This window comes from Pseudomonas sp. St290 (assembly GCF_018325805.1).
Classification (GTDB): Bacteria; Pseudomonadota; Gammaproteobacteria; order Pseudomonadales; family Pseudomonadaceae; genus Aquipseudomonas; species Aquipseudomonas bijieensis.
In genome coordinates this window covers 1163995-1179269 of the sequence record NZ_AP014703.1, presented here as the reverse complement: position 1 = coordinate 1179269, position 15275 = coordinate 1163995, and the positions used below count along the sequence as shown (strand labels likewise).

Annotated in this window: 14 protein-coding genes and 1 pseudogene; 7 read left to right on the top strand and 8 right to left on the bottom strand. The window is 58.7% G+C overall.

From position 1 onward, the window contains the following. Positions 1-489: 489 nt before the first annotated feature. The gene (locus PBDP_RS04995; RefSeq protein ID WP_212801907.1) at positions 490-849 is read right to left on the bottom strand and encodes a DUF6124 family protein; all 360 of its coding nucleotides are present in this window, start codon (positions 847-849) and stop codon (positions 490-492) included. A 491-nt stretch (positions 850-1340) separates the two neighbouring features. On the opposite strand from PBDP_RS04995, the pseudogene PBDP_RS04990 reads away from it, so the two are divergent. Further along, positions 1341-2534, top strand: a pseudogene (locus PBDP_RS04990) (colicin E3/pyocin S6 family cytotoxin). After that, the gene (locus tag PBDP_RS04985) at positions 2531-2761 is read left to right on the top strand and encodes a DUF7683 domain-containing protein (protein WP_116831504.1); all 231 of its coding nucleotides are present in this window, start codon (positions 2531-2533) and stop codon (positions 2759-2761) included. The pseudogene PBDP_RS04990 and the gene PBDP_RS04985 overlap by 4 nt, the downstream one beginning before the upstream one ends. Positions 2762-2831: 70 nt before the next feature. Here PBDP_RS04985 and PBDP_RS04980 read toward each other — a convergent pair whose 3' ends face one another. Then, positions 2832-3191: a DUF6124 family protein gene (locus PBDP_RS04980; RefSeq protein ID WP_212801906.1), complete on the bottom strand. Its 360-nt coding sequence runs from the start codon at positions 3189-3191 to the stop codon at positions 2832-2834. A 490-nt stretch (positions 3192-3681) separates the two neighbouring features. Here PBDP_RS04980 and PBDP_RS04975 point away from each other — a divergent pair, with 490 nt between their 5' ends. From PBDP_RS04975 to PBDP_RS04965, 3 genes are all read left to right on the top strand, one after another. Then, positions 3682-4878 carry an S-type pyocin domain-containing protein gene (locus PBDP_RS04975; protein ID WP_212801905.1) on the top strand — a complete coding sequence of 399 codons (1197 nt, stop codon included), beginning with the start codon at positions 3682-3684 and terminating at the stop codon, positions 4876-4878. Positions 4879-4890: 12 nt separating this feature from the next. After that, positions 4891-5139 carry a pyocin S6 family toxin immunity protein gene (locus PBDP_RS04970; protein ID WP_212801904.1) on the top strand — a complete coding sequence of 83 codons (249 nt, stop codon included), beginning with the start codon at positions 4891-4893 and terminating at the stop codon, positions 5137-5139. A gap of 259 nt (positions 5140-5398) precedes the next feature. Next, positions 5399-5590 (top strand): hypothetical protein, encoded by a 192-nt coding sequence (locus PBDP_RS04965; RefSeq protein WP_176688591.1) that lies wholly within the window; start codon positions 5399-5401, stop codon positions 5588-5590. Between the two features lie 364 nt (positions 5591-5954). On the opposite strand, the gene PBDP_RS04960 is transcribed toward PBDP_RS04965, so the two are convergent. Further along, on the bottom strand, positions 5955-6185 hold the full coding sequence (locus PBDP_RS04960; RefSeq protein WP_109753597.1) for a DUF6429 family protein: 231 nt from the start codon (positions 6183-6185) through the stop codon (positions 5955-5957). A 224-nt stretch (positions 6186-6409) separates the two neighbouring features. Then, a complete protein-coding gene (locus PBDP_RS04955) occupies positions 6410-6769 on the bottom strand; it encodes a DUF6124 family protein (protein ID WP_109753596.1) in 360 nt (119 codons plus the stop codon). Positions 6770-7267: 498 nt separating this feature from the next. Between PBDP_RS04955 and PBDP_RS04950 the strand changes: the two genes are divergently transcribed. Beyond that, on the top strand, positions 7268-8353 hold the full coding sequence (locus PBDP_RS04950) for a sensor domain-containing diguanylate cyclase (RefSeq protein ID WP_212801903.1): 1086 nt from the start codon (positions 7268-7270) through the stop codon (positions 8351-8353). Here the strand turns inward: PBDP_RS04950 and PBDP_RS04945 are convergent. From PBDP_RS04945 to PBDP_RS04935, 3 genes are read right to left on the bottom strand one after another with little or no spacing between them, the layout of a single operon-like run. Next, entirely contained in the window at positions 8337-10685 is a 2349-nt protein-coding gene (locus PBDP_RS04945; protein ID WP_212801902.1) for a TonB-dependent receptor, read from the bottom strand. The two genes, PBDP_RS04950 and PBDP_RS04945, sit on opposite strands and share 17 nt — an antisense overlap. A 1-nt stretch (position 10686) precedes the next feature. After that, positions 10687-13074, bottom strand: a complete 2388-nt coding sequence (locus PBDP_RS04940) for a hybrid sensor histidine kinase/response regulator (RefSeq protein WP_212801901.1) — start codon at positions 13072-13074, stop codon at positions 10687-10689. Further along, entirely contained in the window at positions 13074-13907 is an 834-nt protein-coding gene (locus PBDP_RS04935; RefSeq protein WP_204334261.1) for a response regulator transcription factor, read from the bottom strand. Before PBDP_RS04935 ends, PBDP_RS04940 begins: the two co-directional genes overlap by 1 nt. A 199-nt stretch (positions 13908-14106) precedes the next feature. Between PBDP_RS04935 and PBDP_RS04930 the strand changes: the two genes are divergently transcribed. Beyond that, positions 14107-14511: a DUF488 domain-containing protein gene (locus tag PBDP_RS04930; protein WP_212801900.1), complete on the top strand. Its 405-nt coding sequence runs from the start codon at positions 14107-14109 to the stop codon at positions 14509-14511. 22 nt (positions 14512-14533) lie between these two features. Here PBDP_RS04930 and PBDP_RS04925 read toward each other — a convergent pair whose 3' ends face one another. Beyond that, positions 14534-15160, bottom strand: a complete 627-nt coding sequence (locus tag PBDP_RS04925; protein ID WP_212801899.1) for a YopT-type cysteine protease domain-containing protein — start codon at positions 15158-15160, stop codon at positions 14534-14536. Positions 15161-15275 lie beyond the last annotated feature (115 nt).

Sequence of the window (15275 nt, the reverse complement as noted above, 5' to 3'; positions counted from 1 at the left end):
TACGGGAAGTGGGTCGAGGATAATGGTATTTTCCCACTTTAAAGGCGAGCCCCAGTATGCCTTCGCTCAATCGCTGCTATCTCTACGCATACCTTCAGTTGGAATATGTATGACGCCAGAATGTACCGGTCGCGGCAAAACCGTCGCACAGTTGATACAAGAGCTTCGTTCTTTCGAGGATCAGAGTCTGGAGGTTCGCATTCCATTGATCGGGGCGAATCCTCGCAGCCTATTTCTCTTGTTACGAAGAGGAGGAGAATACGCTGTGCTAGAGAACCACTAGGACGTGCCCACAGTCGTTCATCACGGTGATTAACGATCCAAATTTTCCAAGAACATCCAAGGAAGCAGCGCGATACTGCCCTGCAACTACATAATTTAGCTGCGAGTCACGTGATATATGGAGGCCTACGGTCTCCCTCGGGCACAAAAAAGGTCTTGCTAGGCAAGACCTTTTTTCCAATCCGGGCGGCAGGTAGCACTGCTGCCCTACCTCACCTCAACAATATCCAAGGCCCGATTCGCCAACAGCTCACTCACCTCAATCACTTGCAAAATCCCCAACGCAACACGCCGCCGCGACCCATCCAGATCAAACGCCAAATCACTGATCATCGCGTTCGCCGAAGCCAGATTCTCACTGAGATTCGCCAACAAACACTCAGAGTCCACCCCCGGATCAATCCGGAAAATGGAGTCAGTCTTGTCAGACGTTTCGCCCTTAGGCTTGGGCTTCAGGTAGTAATCCAACGCGCGGGTAGCCGCTTCCTCGAGCTTTTTGTTGCAGGCAGACTGTGCACGAGACGTGGGGTCATCTGTACCTGGAGGATTCGGTGTAATTTTGACCATAGCCTTAGCTCTCTTTGGTTGAGGCTACTTCCCGTTCGCGACTAAACGATTGGGAGGCAGCTGTACGCAGGTTAGTCGACCGACGAGCTAAGAAATCGGCGCGCCCGGAGGCGCCCTGCGCACAGCCACCATCAAGTGCAGGCATGGGATGCCTGACTGACGGATACTTGAGCGACTTAGCAACGACGGGCGACTAAACCCGATCACTGATGAGCAGTGACAGGTCCCAAGCTACCGACGCAACCCAAGGCGAACAAGCCGGCGGATTCTGGCGTAGTTGTAGGCAAAGGCGCAAGGCGACGTCGGCTGGCGAGTTGCGGTTGCCCAATGGCTGACAGCCCCGGCTGACGCTTCAGATTGTTCCAGCCCCCAATAGCCAGCCCTACCTGTATTGAGGAAACCGGAACAACCACTTCAAGAAACCTCCTACATCGCGCCCCTCTCTTCCCGCGTTAGCGTCTGTCCTGCCTTTACCGGACGAGACTCACTAAGTGGTGACACGCAAAAAAGACATCCCCCAGGTTCGAAACCCGCCCGGCGGCGACGGGCATTACGTCACCTATCGGGACATGACGGCCGCCGAACTGGCCGAGCGCGAAGCTCGACAGCAGGCTTATGAAGCCATGCTTGCCCGGTAGGCAGCCTATGAGCAAGAACGCTGGGCCACGGTGGATAAGAAGCCTTTACCCATCGTGACCGGAAGCGTGTTTGCCAAAAGCTGCAAGCTGCCCAACGGCATCATCGATTACAGCAACCCCAACGGCTACGTCCCGGCAGATCTGGTCAAGCAGTACGGCGATCTCATGTGGCTCGGTGGCCGGAGCGCCGACCCATCCGGCACGATCCCCCTCAAGCGGATTGGTGCGGGCGCGGTTCCGGTTAACTTGGGCCGACTCGCGCTGGGCGGTTCGGCAACTTCTGCGGCTGCAACTGCCGGCGGCACCGTCGGCGCGGCCCTGCTGACCGGCCTCGTCGCCCTGCTCTGGCCCTCCAGCCTGGATGACAGCGCGCTCTACAGCGAAGACCAGTTACGCAATCTCAAACAGGCCCGCAGCCGCATGCGCCTGAGCATCGAGCAGCAGGCCGATGGCAGTCTCAAGGGCTACGGCTTCTACACCGGCCAGAACCGCGGTTGGGAAATGGTCGACGTTGTCCAGTTCACCCCGCGAGCCGACCAGTTCATCGCCGACTTGGGTGATGGCATCGAATTGATCTGGACCCCGGCCACTAATCCAGCCGACACCCTCGGCATTCCTGCCCTGGAAGCTGCGCCTCAGGCACCGCCTATTTGGATCTACCCGCCGACGCCAGTGGCCGACAGCATTATCGTCGACCCGATCTATCCGCCGGAGTACAGGGATTTCATTCTGGTGTTTCCGGTGGATTCGGGGGTTCGGCCGGTTTATGTGGTTTTGAGTGTTCCTGGGGATCATAAGTACTACAAGCCCCCGTCGCTGCTTCCAGCGTTTCCAGAAGCCAAGATTGCTCCATCCAAAACGTTTGTACGTGGAGGTGGCGTTAAACGTCGAAGATGGAAGGATCGTAAAGGCAAGATTTATGAATGGGACTCACAGCATGGCGCTGTAGAGCTATACACAAAACAAGGTCAACACCTTGGCGAGTTCGATCCAATAACTGGCGAACAAACCAAACCCGCCGATCCGACAAGGAAAGTAGAAAAATGAAGCCCGTCGTTGAAATTTTTGACCAGACTACCGAAGAGCTAATACAGACCGTGGAAGTCCCAAGCGTATACATGGACCCATTGGCCGCACTTATGGGCTGGACAAAGCCTGAAGATTTTTGCTTTGTCTACGACCTGTCACCACAGCAGATAAAAACCATAGAAGAGTGGACTCACACAACCATTCATGGTGATAACCGCATCATTCAAATCGTCTGCCTTGAATGACGATCGCGGCCATTTTTGAAAAAGGTCTTGTTAGACAAGACCTTTTTCTTATACCGCTGTAGCTGAGTCGCTACCTCACCTCAACAATATCCAAAGCCCGATTCGCCAATAACTCACTCACCTCAATCACCTGCAAAATCCCCAACGCCACATGCCGCCTCGACCCATCCAGATCAAACGCCAAATCACTGATCATGGCATTCGCCGAAGCCAGGTTCTCACTCAGATTCGCCAGCAGACACTCAGAGTCCACATCCGGATCAATCCGAAAAATGGAATCAGACTTATCAGACGCTTCGCCCTTAGGCTTGGGTTTCAGGTAAAAATCCAACGCCCGCGTTGCAGCGTCATCAATTTTCTTGTTGCGGGCAGACTGAGCACGGGAGACGTGTTCGTTCGTATCAGGGGGATTCGGAGTATCTTTTGCCATTATCTTGCTTCCTGTAGTTGGAGCCATCACCCGCTCGCGACTAAACGATGGGAGGCAGCTGTACGCAGGTTAGTCGACCGGGGAAACAAGAAACCGGCGCGTCCGAGGACGCCCTGCGCACAGCCACCATCGAGTGCAGGATGGGAATCCCGACTGGATGACGCCTTGCACAACCTGTTTCACCCTGGGCGACTAAACCCGATCACTGATGAGCAGTGACAGGCCCCAAACTACCGACGCAACCCAAGGCGAACAAGCCGGCGGATTCTGGCGTAGTTGTAGGCAAAGGCGCAAGGCGACGTCGGCTGGCGAGTTGCGGTTGCCCAATGGCTGACAGCCCCGGCTGACGCTTCAGATTGTTCCGCCCCTCAATAGCCAACCCTACCTGTTTTGAGGAAACCGGAACAACCACTTCAAGAAACCTCCTACATCGCGCCCCGCTCTTCCCGCGTTAGCGTCTGTCCTGCATTTAGCGGACGAGATTCACTACGTGGCGACACGCAAAAAAGACATCCCCCAGGTTCGAAACCCGCCCGGCGGCGACGGGCATCACGTCACCTATCGGGACATGACGGCCACCGAACTAGCCGAGCGCGAAGCCCGACAGCAGGCTCATGAAGCCATGCTCGCCCGGCAGGCAGCCTATGAACAGGAACGCTGGGCCACGGTGGTCAAGAAGCCCGTATTCACCATGACTGGAAGCGTGTTTGCCAAAAGCTGCAAGCTGCCCAACGGCATCATCGATTACAGCAACCCCAGCGGCTACGTCCCGGCGGATCTGGTCAAGCAGTACGGCGATCTTATGTGGCTCGGCGGCCGGAGCACCGATCCATCCGGCGCCATTCCTCTCAAGCGGATTGGCGCGGGCTCGGTTCCGGTTAACTTGGGTCGGTTGGCGCTGGGCGGTTCGGCAACTTCCACGGTTGCCGCTGCCGGCGGCACCGTCGGCGCGGCCCTGCTGACCGGTGTCGTTGCCCTGCTCTGGCCGTCCAGCCTGGGCGACAGCGCACTTTACAGCGAAGACCAGCTACGTGACCTCAAGCAAGCCCGCAGCCGCATGCGCTTGAGCGTCGAGCAGCAGGCCGATGGCAGCCTCAAGGGCTACGGTTTCTACACCGGCCAGAACCGCGATTGGGAAATGGTCGACGTTGTCCAGTTCACCCCGCGAGGCGACCAGTTTATCGCCAACTTGGGTGACGGCATCGAACTGATCTGGACACCAGCCACCAACCCGTCCGACACCCTCGGCATTCCCGCCCTGGAAGCGGCGCCCCAGGCACCTCCCATCTGGATCTATCCGCCGACGCCGATGGCCGACAGCATTATCGTCGACCCGATCTATCCGCCGGAGTACAGGGATTTCATTCTGGTGTTTCCGGTGGATTCGGGGGTTCGGCCGGTTTATGTGGTTTTGAGTGTTCCGGGGGATCATAAGTACTACGAAGCTCCAACATTGCTACCGGCCTTCCCCGATGCCGTAAGGGTAAAATCAAAGTCCTCCGTACAAGGCGGGAGCAAAAAAAGACGACGTTGGGTTGATCGGAAGGGTCGTATTTATGAATGGGACTCCAAAAGTAATGCCGTAGAAAAGTACGACAAGCTAGGAAGCCATCTGGGCGAATACGACCACTTAACAGGTCGCCAAACAAAACCTGCCAAACCCGGCAGAACCACCCCACGACAATAAAAGAGGAACATCATGCCTAGCTTCTCAATAACAGGTTTCTACCCAGATGACAAAAAGGACGACTCATTACAGTTCGAGATTTATATAGAAGACGCCGAACAAAATGAAGCGTTGGCGCAAATAACTGAAGCCAAACCCTTCAACGAAATTGAACCAGGAGAGCTGGAGATAACAGAGGAACAGCTCAGAGAAATAGAAAAAGTTCTAGATATAAAATTTCCTGACGGGCTGGAGTATTACATCGGAACTTGCGCTGACTAGCCATCAACAGAAATCGGACAAAAATCCATTCAATGCAAATCAACGGATCAAGCACCTATCTATAACCAATCATTCTAACCCTCGACAAAACCGCCCCCAAAAAAACTAATAACCTGTCACTCCTGACAGTATGCAGCTAAGCGTCCCAGCCTTATGTTTCATTTGTCTCGAGCAAAGGAAAGCCTGGTGTATCCAACGATACGAGGCGCACTCGTTGCTTGAGGCTCGAAAAATGCTGCCTGACTGGAGGAGAATAGTCATGTTGACTAAAGATGATTTCAAGTACTTCAAGGCGGGTGATAAGGTGCAGATCAGGCTTGACCCCAACAGCAAAACAACCCAATGGGTTTATTTTCATGAGATTTTTGCCGAGCGCCTGGAATATCATGATTTGAATTACAGGGAGTATTCAGTTGAGCTTTCGGCACTTACATCTCCGACAGACTCTTAATCGCCGAAATGGATGATTGTAGCGATCCTCATGTCCAATCGACGCCAACAGGAGTTGGGTGGGTTGGATTTTCAGAAAATAAAAATAAAATAAAAATCAGAAGCTAGGGGTGTGGTTTTATTACAGAAAGTCTTATTGGACAAGACATTCTCCTTATACATCGATAGCTGAGCTACTACAAATTAGAAGGGCAGATAAATGCGAAACTTACCCACAACGGGCTTTTACTTAGATAAAAAACGACGTTTCCTTGCCACTTCAAAGATCCATTAAAGATGGAAATTTAATGCAGCATTAGCTGAACCTAGGCTTTCGACAGGGTTTGCTATGGCTTCTGGCGATCCATCACGATATGGCGCCCCTCTCAACGCTCCTTCCCAAACAACCGCTCGGCAATCTGCCGACCTCGCTCCAACCCTTCGTCCGTCAACCAGATCGACTTGTTCTTGTTTACCGGATCGCTGATGAGGCCTTGCTCATGCAATCGGTTCATGACCTCGAAGTCAAAACCTTTCCAGGTGTTGCCGCTGTCGGAGCTGAAGGCTGCCAACAAGGCAAGCACAGCTTCTTCTATCAATTTGTCGTCGTATTCCATGGTCGCTGCTCCGCTCGTGTTTAGCCGGTAGCGCTCAACTCGTGCATTAGCGCCCCTGACCTTCTCTGCTCATGAGCAGAGAGTTTAGCCATCCGGCAGGGCTTGTTGGTCGCTATCCAACATTTGAATGCCTGGTTGCCAACCTCACCGGCTTGCTCCAACGCCAAGGTGGCAGGAAAGGTCGAGCTATGCAGACCTTTCCTGTACTGAGGCGAACGCCTCGGCTACCTCACCTCAACAATATCCAAAGCCCGATTCGCCAACAGCTCACTCACCTCAATCACCTGCAAAATCCCCAACGCCACATGCCGCCTCGATCCATCCAGATCAAACGCCAAATCACTAATCATCGCGTTCGCCGAGGCCAGATTCTCACTGAGGTTCGCAAGCAAACACTCAGAATCAACCCCAGGGTCAATCCGTAAAATGGAGTCGGACTTATCAGACGTTTCGTTCTGAGGCTTGGGCTTCAGATAAAAATCCAACGCTCGCGTGGCAGCGTCGTCGATTTTCTTGTTGCGGGCGGACTGGGCGCGGGATGTGGGTTCGTCTGCCGCAGGAGGATTCGGAGTCACTTTTACCATCTTCTTGCTTCCTGTCATTGGAGCCATCACCCACTCGCTGCTAAACGATGGGAGGCAGCTGTACGCAGGTTAGCAGACCGGGGAAACAAGAAACCGGCGCGTCCGGGGACGCCCTGCGCACAGCCACCATCAAGTGCAGGATGGAGATTCCTGACTGGATGACGCCTTGCACAACCTGTTTCACCGCGAGCTGCTAAACCCGATCACTGATGAGCAGTGACAGGCCCCAAACTACCGACGCAACTCCAGGCGAACAAGCCGGCGGATTCTGGCGTAGTTGTAGGCAAAGGCGCAAGGCGACGTCGGCTGGCGAGTCCCGTCTGCCCAATGGCTGACAGTCCCGACTGACGTTCCTACACCCCACCCAAAAAATCTTTCCAATCCATCCCTTCCCGCAAAGCTCCCATCCGCTCCAGCAAAGCTCCCCATCAATTCCCACCTCGATAATGCTTTCTTCAATCACCCCCTACCGCTGCAACCGAGCACCGCGTACCCCCCATGAACCTACGCACCTTCATCCGGAGCCACTGCCACAACTCCAGGCTCGCCACGAACGCCCTGACCCGGCTGCACAAGGCGCTGTCCTCCCTGGCCGGTTATCTGGCGCAGCAAGGTTTCGATTCCAATACATGGCCGACCACCCGTGACGAAGCCACGCTGGACCGTCGCCTCAACACCGTCTGCCCAGAACTCGCCGCCACGGTGTTCAGCCACGCCCGCGAAGGCATCATCCTGGTCGACCCTTTCGGCAGGGTCATCGCCGTGAACGAGGCCTTCACCCGGCTCACCGGTTACGGGCAGGAAGAGATACAGGGCCGCGAGTTGAATTCCCATCGCATGGTGCGGCGGCTCGCGGCGTTTTATGGGCCGATGAAGAACGCGCTGGATTTTCACGGGCATTGGTCCGGCGAGATTCAAAGCAGCCACAAGGATGGCCGGGAGATGACGTCGCGGATCAGCGTCAGTGCGGTGCATGACCGTCACGGCAACGTCCAGCACTATGTGGCGCTGCTCAGCGATATGACGCAGATGAAGCAGCGGCTGCAGTTGCTGGAGCGTGATGCGCGGTATGACGCGCTCACGCAGTTGCCCAATCGGTTGTTGTTGGCCGAGCGGATGCGTCAGGCGTTGGGCAGGGCGCGGATTCACCAGCACAAGGTGGCCATCGCGTTCATTGACCTGGATGGGTTCAAGGCGCTGAACGACAGTTATGGGCATGACTGGGGGGATCGGGTGTTGCAGATTGTCGCGGCGCGGATCAATGCGACGTTGCGTGAGGGCGATACCTTGGCGCGACTGGGGGGTGATGAGTTTGTCGCCGGGCTGGTGGGGTTGCAGGCGGTGGAGGACAGCGAGCCGTTGCTCAAGCGGATGCTGGCGGCGGCGAATGCGCCGATTTTGATTGGTGCGCAGACGGTGGAGATTGCCGCGAGTATCGGGGTGGCGTTTTTCCCCGAGCATGGGCATGAGGTCGATGGGCTGATCAGCAAGGCGGATCAGGCGATGTACCTGTCGAAAAAGGCCGGCGGTAACCGTTTGGCGTTTTGTCCGACGCGGTTTATTTCCCTCAATAGCGAAGCCTGACGGTGGTGCCGACGGTTCGTTCGCTGCCGGTCATGACGCCGTAGTCGCCGGAGCCGAGCAGTGAATACACGGCGGTGATGTACTGACGGTCGAAGACGTTGCGCACCCAGCCTTCCACTTCCCAGGCACGGTCCTGGCTGCGCAGGCCCAGGCGCAAATTGGTGAGGCCGTAGCTGGGTTGATAGCTGCCTTCGCCGCCTTCGAGGGTGCCGGAGTAGCCGGTGCGAAAGCTGTAGTCGATGCCGCTGTAGGCTTCCAGCCCGTAGGGCAGCGGGTGGGTATGGTCGAGGCCGCTGCTGAGGCTCCATTCCGGCGCGTTGTAGAGGCGGTCGCCGCTGAGGTCGCAGGTCCATTGGCCCGACTCTGGTGGGCACGGTGCGTTGGGAAAGCTACGGTAGCGGGCGTCGCTCCAGGCCAGGCCCAGGCGCCAGGTGAGCTGCGGGTGGAGTTGCCAGGCGGAATCGAGTTCGATGCCGCGCAGGCGGACTTTGCCGACGTTGATCAGGTTGTCGCGCAGGGGTGGCGCGAACACGGACGTGGGCGGGCTGTAGGTGAGCGCTTGGTAGTTGTCGACGTCGGTCTGGTAGACGGCGAGGTCGAGCAATGCGCGCTCATCCCAGAAGCGTGTTTTCATGCCCAGCTCCAGGGACGTGGCCCGCTCCGGTTCGAAGGTGGGCGCGGTGAACGGGCCGACCACGTCGAAGTTGATGCCGCCGGCCTTGTAGCCCCGCGACCAACTCACGTAGCCCATCACCGCATCGCTGAAGCGGTAACTGGCGCTGGCGAGGCTGGAGATATTGTCTTCCTCGATCGAATCCTCACGGTAGTAACCGCCACCGAGGGCGATGTCGCGCAGCAATTGCCCACCCGACTGGAACACCGGTGGTAAGCCGGTCAGCGGGGCCAGGTTGCTGACGTCGCGGGAGATCCAGCCGTCCTTGCGCTCCTGGCTGTAGCGCAGGCCGCCGGTGAGCTCCAGCGGCTCAATCGGACGCCAGGAGAGCTGGCCGAAAATCGCCCGGCTGTCGCCTTTCTGTTCACCGTCATAGCGTTGCCGGGCGCCGTCCAGCAGCATGGCCGGCACCTGGCTCGGATCGGTGATGTTAATGCCCAGTTTCTTCAGTTGCTCCACTTGATCGCCGACGAACCAGGGCGCGGCGTCCTTGCCGAATTCGGTGTCGATCCGGCGGTCGAGCTGTTGGCGCAGGTAGTAGAGACCGGCGACATAGTCGATGGACGAGCCGGCCGTGCCGGACAGGCGCCATTCCTGGCTGAACTGGCGGTGGCCCAGCTCGGTTTCGGATTGGATCACCGACAGCGCGGTGCTGTCGCTATCGCGGGTGGCGCGGTAGTCCCAGTCGCGGTAGGCGGTGATGCTGGTGAAGCGCATTGCCTCGTCGAGGTCCCAGTTCAATTCCAGTGAGACACCGTTCTGCAGGGTTTGCGGATGACCCGGCGCGTCGATCCGCGTTTCGCGTTGGTAGGGGTCGGGCTCGGTCAGCGGGTAGCCGAGGAACTTGGCGCGTTTGCGGGTTTGCTCGCTGTAGTGATTGACCAGCAGGACGTTGCCGGCTTCGTTTTGCTCGGCATAGTCAGCGATCAGGCGGGCGCTGAAGTCGGCGTTCGGCGTCCACAGCAACTGGCCCCGCAGGCCTTGGCTGTCGGCGTCGCCGAGGCGGGCACCGTCTTGCAGGTTTTCCACCGCGCCATCGGTGGAGCTGTCGAAAATGTTCAGTCGCCCAGCCAGCACATCGTCCTGCAACGGCCCGGAAATCGTCCCGCGAAACTCACGCAAACCGTGTTCACCGTAGCTGGCTTCGAGGTTGGCTTCGGGCTGGAACGTCGGTTGCCGGGTGACGATGTTCAACGCGCCCGCGGTGGTGTTCTTGCCGAACAAGGTGCCTTGCGGCCCGCGCAATACTTCGATGCGCTCGATGTCCATCAACTCGGTGAAGGCCATGCCCTGGCGCGCCTGGTAGACACCATCGACATAGGTGCCGACGCTGCCTTCCAGGCCATCGTTGTAGGCGGTCGCGCCGAACCCGCGCAGGCCGAAGCCGGCATAGCGAGAGTCGTGCCCGGACACCACCAGGCCGGGGACGCGCTGTTGGATGTCTTGCAGCCGATGCAGGCCAGCCTCGTCCAGTTGCTCACCGTAGAGGACGTTGATCGGGATCGGCACCTGCTGCGGGTCTTCTTCGCGGCGGCGAGCGGTGACGGTGGTTTCGTCGAGTGTGAGGGCGCTGGGTGCCTCTTGTTCGGCCTGGACCGACGCCCAGGGCAACGTCGAAAGGCTGCCGAGCAAGAGCAGTCGGTAACCCAAACCCGACATGCTAGAACTCCCGAGCCATTTCGCGACGCACTGTGTCCGGGCAGACCAGTGCCTTGACGCAGGCCAGCAATTCGCGGCTGTCGGCGGGCTTGAGCAGCACTGCGTCGAAGGTGAGGTCCTTCGGATAGCCCTCCGGTCTGCGTGGCGGGACCGCTGAGTAAAGCATCACGGGCAGATGATCCCAACGCTCGCGCACGTGGCGCAGCAGCTCCCAACCGTCCATGCCGGGCATCATCTGGTCGCTGATCAGCAGGTCGACCGACTGTTCAGCCAGGCAGGCCAAGGCGTCTTCGCCGTTCGCCGCCATGCTCACGTCAAAACCGTAACCGGCCAGCAGGTCGTAGAGCCATTCGCTGTTCTGCTCGATGTCGTCCACCAGCAGGACATGCTTGCCCTGGCCATCGAACGGCGTGACGTTGTTGTCGACGATACCGTTTTCCAGGTCGTGTTCCTGGGCGCAATTCAGTTGCAGACGAAAACTGAAGTGGCTGCCCTGCCCGGTGGCCTGGGGTTCGAGGCGGCTGTCCATGCGCTCCAGCAGTTGGGTGACGATGGACAAACCCAGCCCGCTGCCTTCATAGCGTTGCGCATTGCGACCGCGACGGAACGGTTGCAGCAGTTGTTCGAACTCTTGCGGGTCGATGCCGATTCCGGTGTCGATCACACTGAAGCGAAGTTCCACTGTGTCAGGAGCCGCCCCGGGGCAGGCGCTCACTTCGAAACGGATCTGGCCGTTGCGGGTGAATTTTGCCGCGTTCGCCAGGAGGTTCATGAGGACCTGTCGAAGGCGTTTGAAATCGGCCTCCACCAGCGGCGGCAGGTCATCCGCCAACACCGCCTCGAACGTGTTGCCCTGGCGCGCGGCAAGAAAGCCCGCCTCGTCTGCGATCTCTTTCAGGAAACCGTACAAATAGCCTGCGGCGAGGGTCAGTTGCATCTGCTCCAACTCGCCACGGGAAAATTCGAGCATCTCGTCGATCAGCTCCAGTTGCTGGCGGGCGTTGCGCTCGATCGTGGCCTGATAGTCGCGGTTGGGCCCGGCGTGCAACAGGCGCGCATAGTCGATGATGCGCACCAGCGGCGAGCGCAGGTCATGGCTGATGCGGGCCATCAACGCACTGCGGGCCGCCAGGGATTCGCGCAACTGCGCCGTGCGCAGTGCCACGGTGCTTTCCAGGCGTTCGTGCTCGGCCTGGCGTTGTTGTTCGAGGCTGGACAGGGCGTGTTTTTCCCGGTTGCGGCTGCGGCTGACTTCCATGATCAATGTGCACACCAGCAACGCCACGCCCGGCAACGTGGACGATAAGCTGTATTTGCTTTGCGGCGACTGCCAGAGCAACTGTTCCTGGGGGAAGAAATACCGCATCGACAATTGCGCAAGCAGCAGCCCGGGTACCAGCCAGGCCATCCAGTTGTAGCTGAGCCGCCCGCGCCAGGCCATGAACAGCGTGGCAAACAGCGCACCGTAGAAACTCAACATGGATATCTGGACTATCTGCGCGCCCTGGACCGGATCGACCTTCAGCCACCAGAGTCGGCCGAAGACACAGCCCAGCAAAGGTATCCAATAGCTCCAGCCAACGACTTTGGGCAATCGGGAAACCTGTAGCAGCACACGCATGTAGGCCAGGAAAAGAACGAACGCGATCGCGCTGGTGCAGACCAGCAGCTCGCGTGTCCAGCTGAGCGCCGCCGGCCAGTAGATCAGGTAGCCGTTCAAGATGCAGGTCAGCAGGATGTAGCTCAGTACCGCCCCCGCATTCACGGAAAGCAGTCGGGAGCGGAGAATCCAGCCGACAATGAGGCCGAACGGGACGACCAGCAGGACGATGCCCAAGGTGAGCCCATCGCTCAGGTAAGTCCGTTGCTGACTGCGCAGCAGCGCCGGTTCGGCCCACAATTGCGGCTCCAGCAGCATCTGGAAATTGCTTGCCACCCGGACGTACAACGTGACGTTCCGCCCTGCCGCCAGCGTGACTGGAAACGCCGGCTGACGTACCGTCGGCTGGGGCCATTCGGCCAAGGGATGGGCAACTCCGGCATGAGCATCACGCCCCGGTTGGTAGACGCGGATATCCTCCAGGCGCGGCGCCCCGACCACCAGCAAGCGCGAACACGCCACGGGGCTTGAGTTGGTGAGCTGCACTTTCAACCAGAAGGCCGAGCGGCTATAGCCTTGCGTCGGCCAGCTCGCGGTTGCAGCGTTGAATTGCGTATCGGGCAGTTGAGCGACTTGCTCCAGGCTCAAGCTGGCCTGGGTGTCTTCGAAAATGTTTATGGCGGGCATCAGGTCCAGGTGGTCAGCCTGGCAGACATCCACGGGCGCCGCGCGTAACAGGCCTGCGGACAACATCGCCATCGCCAGCAATAGCACCTGTAGAAGCCGCATCAGGCGTGCCCGGCCGACTCTGCATCGGCAACGCCCAGGGTTTGCTGGCGAAACTGGCTGGGGGTCATGCCGATGCGCTGGCGAAAGGCGGTGGTGAAGTTGCAGGCATTGCGAAAGCCCACCAGATCGGCAACGTCCTGCACGCTCAGGGCGCTTTCGGACAGCAACGCCTGGCCGCGCCGCAATCGCGCGTCGCGAATGTAGGCGAACACGGTCAGCCCCAGGTGTTCGCGAAATATCCGCGAGAGACGTTTCTCATGGGTGCCGACTTTTTGCGCCAGTTGCACCAGCGAAGGCATGTCGTCGAGGTGTTCGTCAATCAAGCGCATCGCGACCCGCAGCACGATCTCGTCGCCCTGCGGCTCCGGGTCTGCCGGGTTGTGTTGGCTGGGTGGCGGCGCGCGCCAGGTCAATTGCAGGTGGATCTTGATACGCGCCAGCACTTCCTCGGGGGCGCAGGATTTGGGGATGTAATCGACCCCGCCGACGGTCAGCCCTTCCAGGCGCTCGATTGAGCTGTTGGCCGACGACAGAAACAGGATCGGAATCTGGCGGGTCGACGGTGCCTCACGCAGAAGCCGACACAGACTGAAACCGTTCATTTGCGGCATGTGCACGTCCAGCACGATCAGGTCCGGACGCAATGCCAGTGCCCGCTGATAGCCCTGGTGGGCATCGCTGGCCAGGGAAATGCGCCAGGGTTGCGCCTTGAGCAGGACGAGCGTCGCACGGATATCCTCCGGGACGTCGTCGATCAGCAGAATATGCGGCGGCTCGGCCGACGCCGCGCCTTCAGCCGTAGCCGCCTGCCTTTCGTATCGTCCGTCGTCCATGCGCTACGCTCTCTTGTCGTGCGTTTGCCAATTAATTGCCGCAAAGCAAAGGTTTTGCAAAACCAATCGATGGATCGCTGAAAATCGTTATACCGATAGCGGCAGGTCCGGCAAAGACTTGAAGACGCTGGATGCCCCTGACCGCCCCACCGCTGGCGGCCTATGCTGAAACGCTTCCCCTTCGACAGGCAGGTTTTTGATGATTCAGTGCAAACGCGCCTATGAAACAGCGAGCGCCGAAGATGGCGTACGCGTCCTGGTGGACCGTTTGTGGCCGCGCAATTGTCGCAAGGATGCGCTGGCTATTGCCGAGTGGCTACCGGAGGTTGGTCCTTCTCATGAGCTGCGCAAGGCGTTCAAGGCGGGGACGGTTTCGTTTGAGCAGTTCAAAATCGCCTATCGCAAGGAACTGGCCGCGCAGCCGCAGTGTTGGTGGCGGTTGGTGGATGTTGCACAGGGCGGCAACCTCACCTTGGTGTATGCCGCCAAATCCACGGTCGAGAACAATGCCGTGGTGTTGGCTGAATGGTTGGAGGATGAGGTGGAGAAACGGGCAGACGCGAGTTCACCCGTTTGCTATCGATCCGAGTTCCCCGGCCATTGATGTCAATTGAATTCATCGCCGATCAGTGCGGTGCTGCGGCTCCTTGGAACGCCCCGAATTCATCCTCGTGATCAAACTCCAATAGGTAGCTCTCGGTCACATGCCCGCCGGGAGCGACGTAGCTCGCCAACAGCGCGTGCAGGTCGTTGCACAGGTCGGTTCGCGATTGATAGGCGCCGACGCCGTAGTTGGGATCGAAGAGTCGCCCCGTCTGGCCGTCGTCAAAGGACGCTGCGATGGCGTGACCACCGCCGCCCTCCGGGCCATCGACGTAGTAGAACGAAATAATGAAGTGATGGGCCCCGGACCGCTGGAGGATGTCGAGGATGATGTGGCTGGCGACCCCGCCGACGTAGCTCATTACTCTGCTCGGAGCGCGCCCGATGATCGACTCGGCAGTGTCCTCCAGCGCAATGCTCACACCGAGAAACATATTGGCAGTCAGCCCCTGCTGAGCATCAGCGATCGCCTCCTTTCTGGCCTGCAACGCGTCGAAACAGTCATAGGGCGCACCGATATCGACCCAGAGTGTACTGAAACCGAAGCACACGCCCAGGCTATCCCCGCCATACCAGGGAAGCCCTCCGCCGAATAGAGTGCCTTGGCCTTCCCACCTTCTGTTCTGGTGTGCTCGGGGGAAGGTGAACATGGGGGCTTTCTCCAGGGGGGCGGTTTCCGTCAACGGTAGACGAGGGGTAGCCTGGGCGCCATTTTTCTGGTGTGTTGTGTTGGAGGGTTTGGGGCTGCTGCGCAGCCCAGCGTGG

Excerpts from the sequence above, each read along its gene's own strand:
- PBDP_RS04995 (WP_212801907.1), bottom strand. The coding sequence starts at position 849 with ATGGTCAAAATTACACCGAATCCTCCAGGTACAGATGACCCCACGTCT.
- PBDP_RS04985 (WP_116831504.1), top strand. The coding sequence starts at position 2,531 with ATGAAGCCCGTCGTTGAAATTTTTGACCAGACTACCGAAGAGCTAATA.
- PBDP_RS04980 (WP_212801906.1), bottom strand. The coding sequence starts at position 3,191 with ATGGCAAAAGATACTCCGAATCCCCCTGATACGAACGAACACGTCTCC.
- PBDP_RS04970 (WP_212801904.1), top strand. The coding sequence starts at position 4,891 with ATGCCTAGCTTCTCAATAACAGGTTTCTACCCAGATGACAAAAAGGAC.
- PBDP_RS04965 (WP_176688591.1), top strand. The coding sequence starts at position 5,399 with ATGTTGACTAAAGATGATTTCAAGTACTTCAAGGCGGGTGATAAGGTG.
- PBDP_RS04960 (WP_109753597.1), bottom strand. The coding sequence starts at position 6,185 with ATGGAATACGACGACAAATTGATAGAAGAAGCTGTGCTTGCCTTGTTG.
- PBDP_RS04955 (WP_109753596.1), bottom strand. The coding sequence starts at position 6,769 with ATGGTAAAAGTGACTCCGAATCCTCCTGCGGCAGACGAACCCACATCC.
- PBDP_RS04950 (WP_212801903.1), top strand. The coding sequence starts at position 7,268 with ATGAACCTACGCACCTTCATCCGGAGCCACTGCCACAACTCCAGGCTC.
- PBDP_RS04945 (WP_212801902.1), bottom strand. The coding sequence starts at position 10,685 with ATGTCGGGTTTGGGTTACCGACTGCTCTTGCTCGGCAGCCTTTCGACG.
- PBDP_RS04940 (WP_212801901.1), bottom strand. The coding sequence starts at position 13,074 with ATGCGGCTTCTACAGGTGCTATTGCTGGCGATGGCGATGTTGTCCGCA.
- PBDP_RS04935 (WP_204334261.1), bottom strand. The coding sequence starts at position 13,907 with ATGGACGACGGACGATACGAAAGGCAGGCGGCTACGGCTGAAGGCGCG.
- PBDP_RS04930 (WP_212801900.1), top strand. The coding sequence starts at position 14,107 with ATGATTCAGTGCAAACGCGCCTATGAAACAGCGAGCGCCGAAGATGGC.
- PBDP_RS04925 (WP_212801899.1), bottom strand. The coding sequence starts at position 15,160 with ATGTTCACCTTCCCCCGAGCACACCAGAACAGAAGGTGGGAAGGCCAA.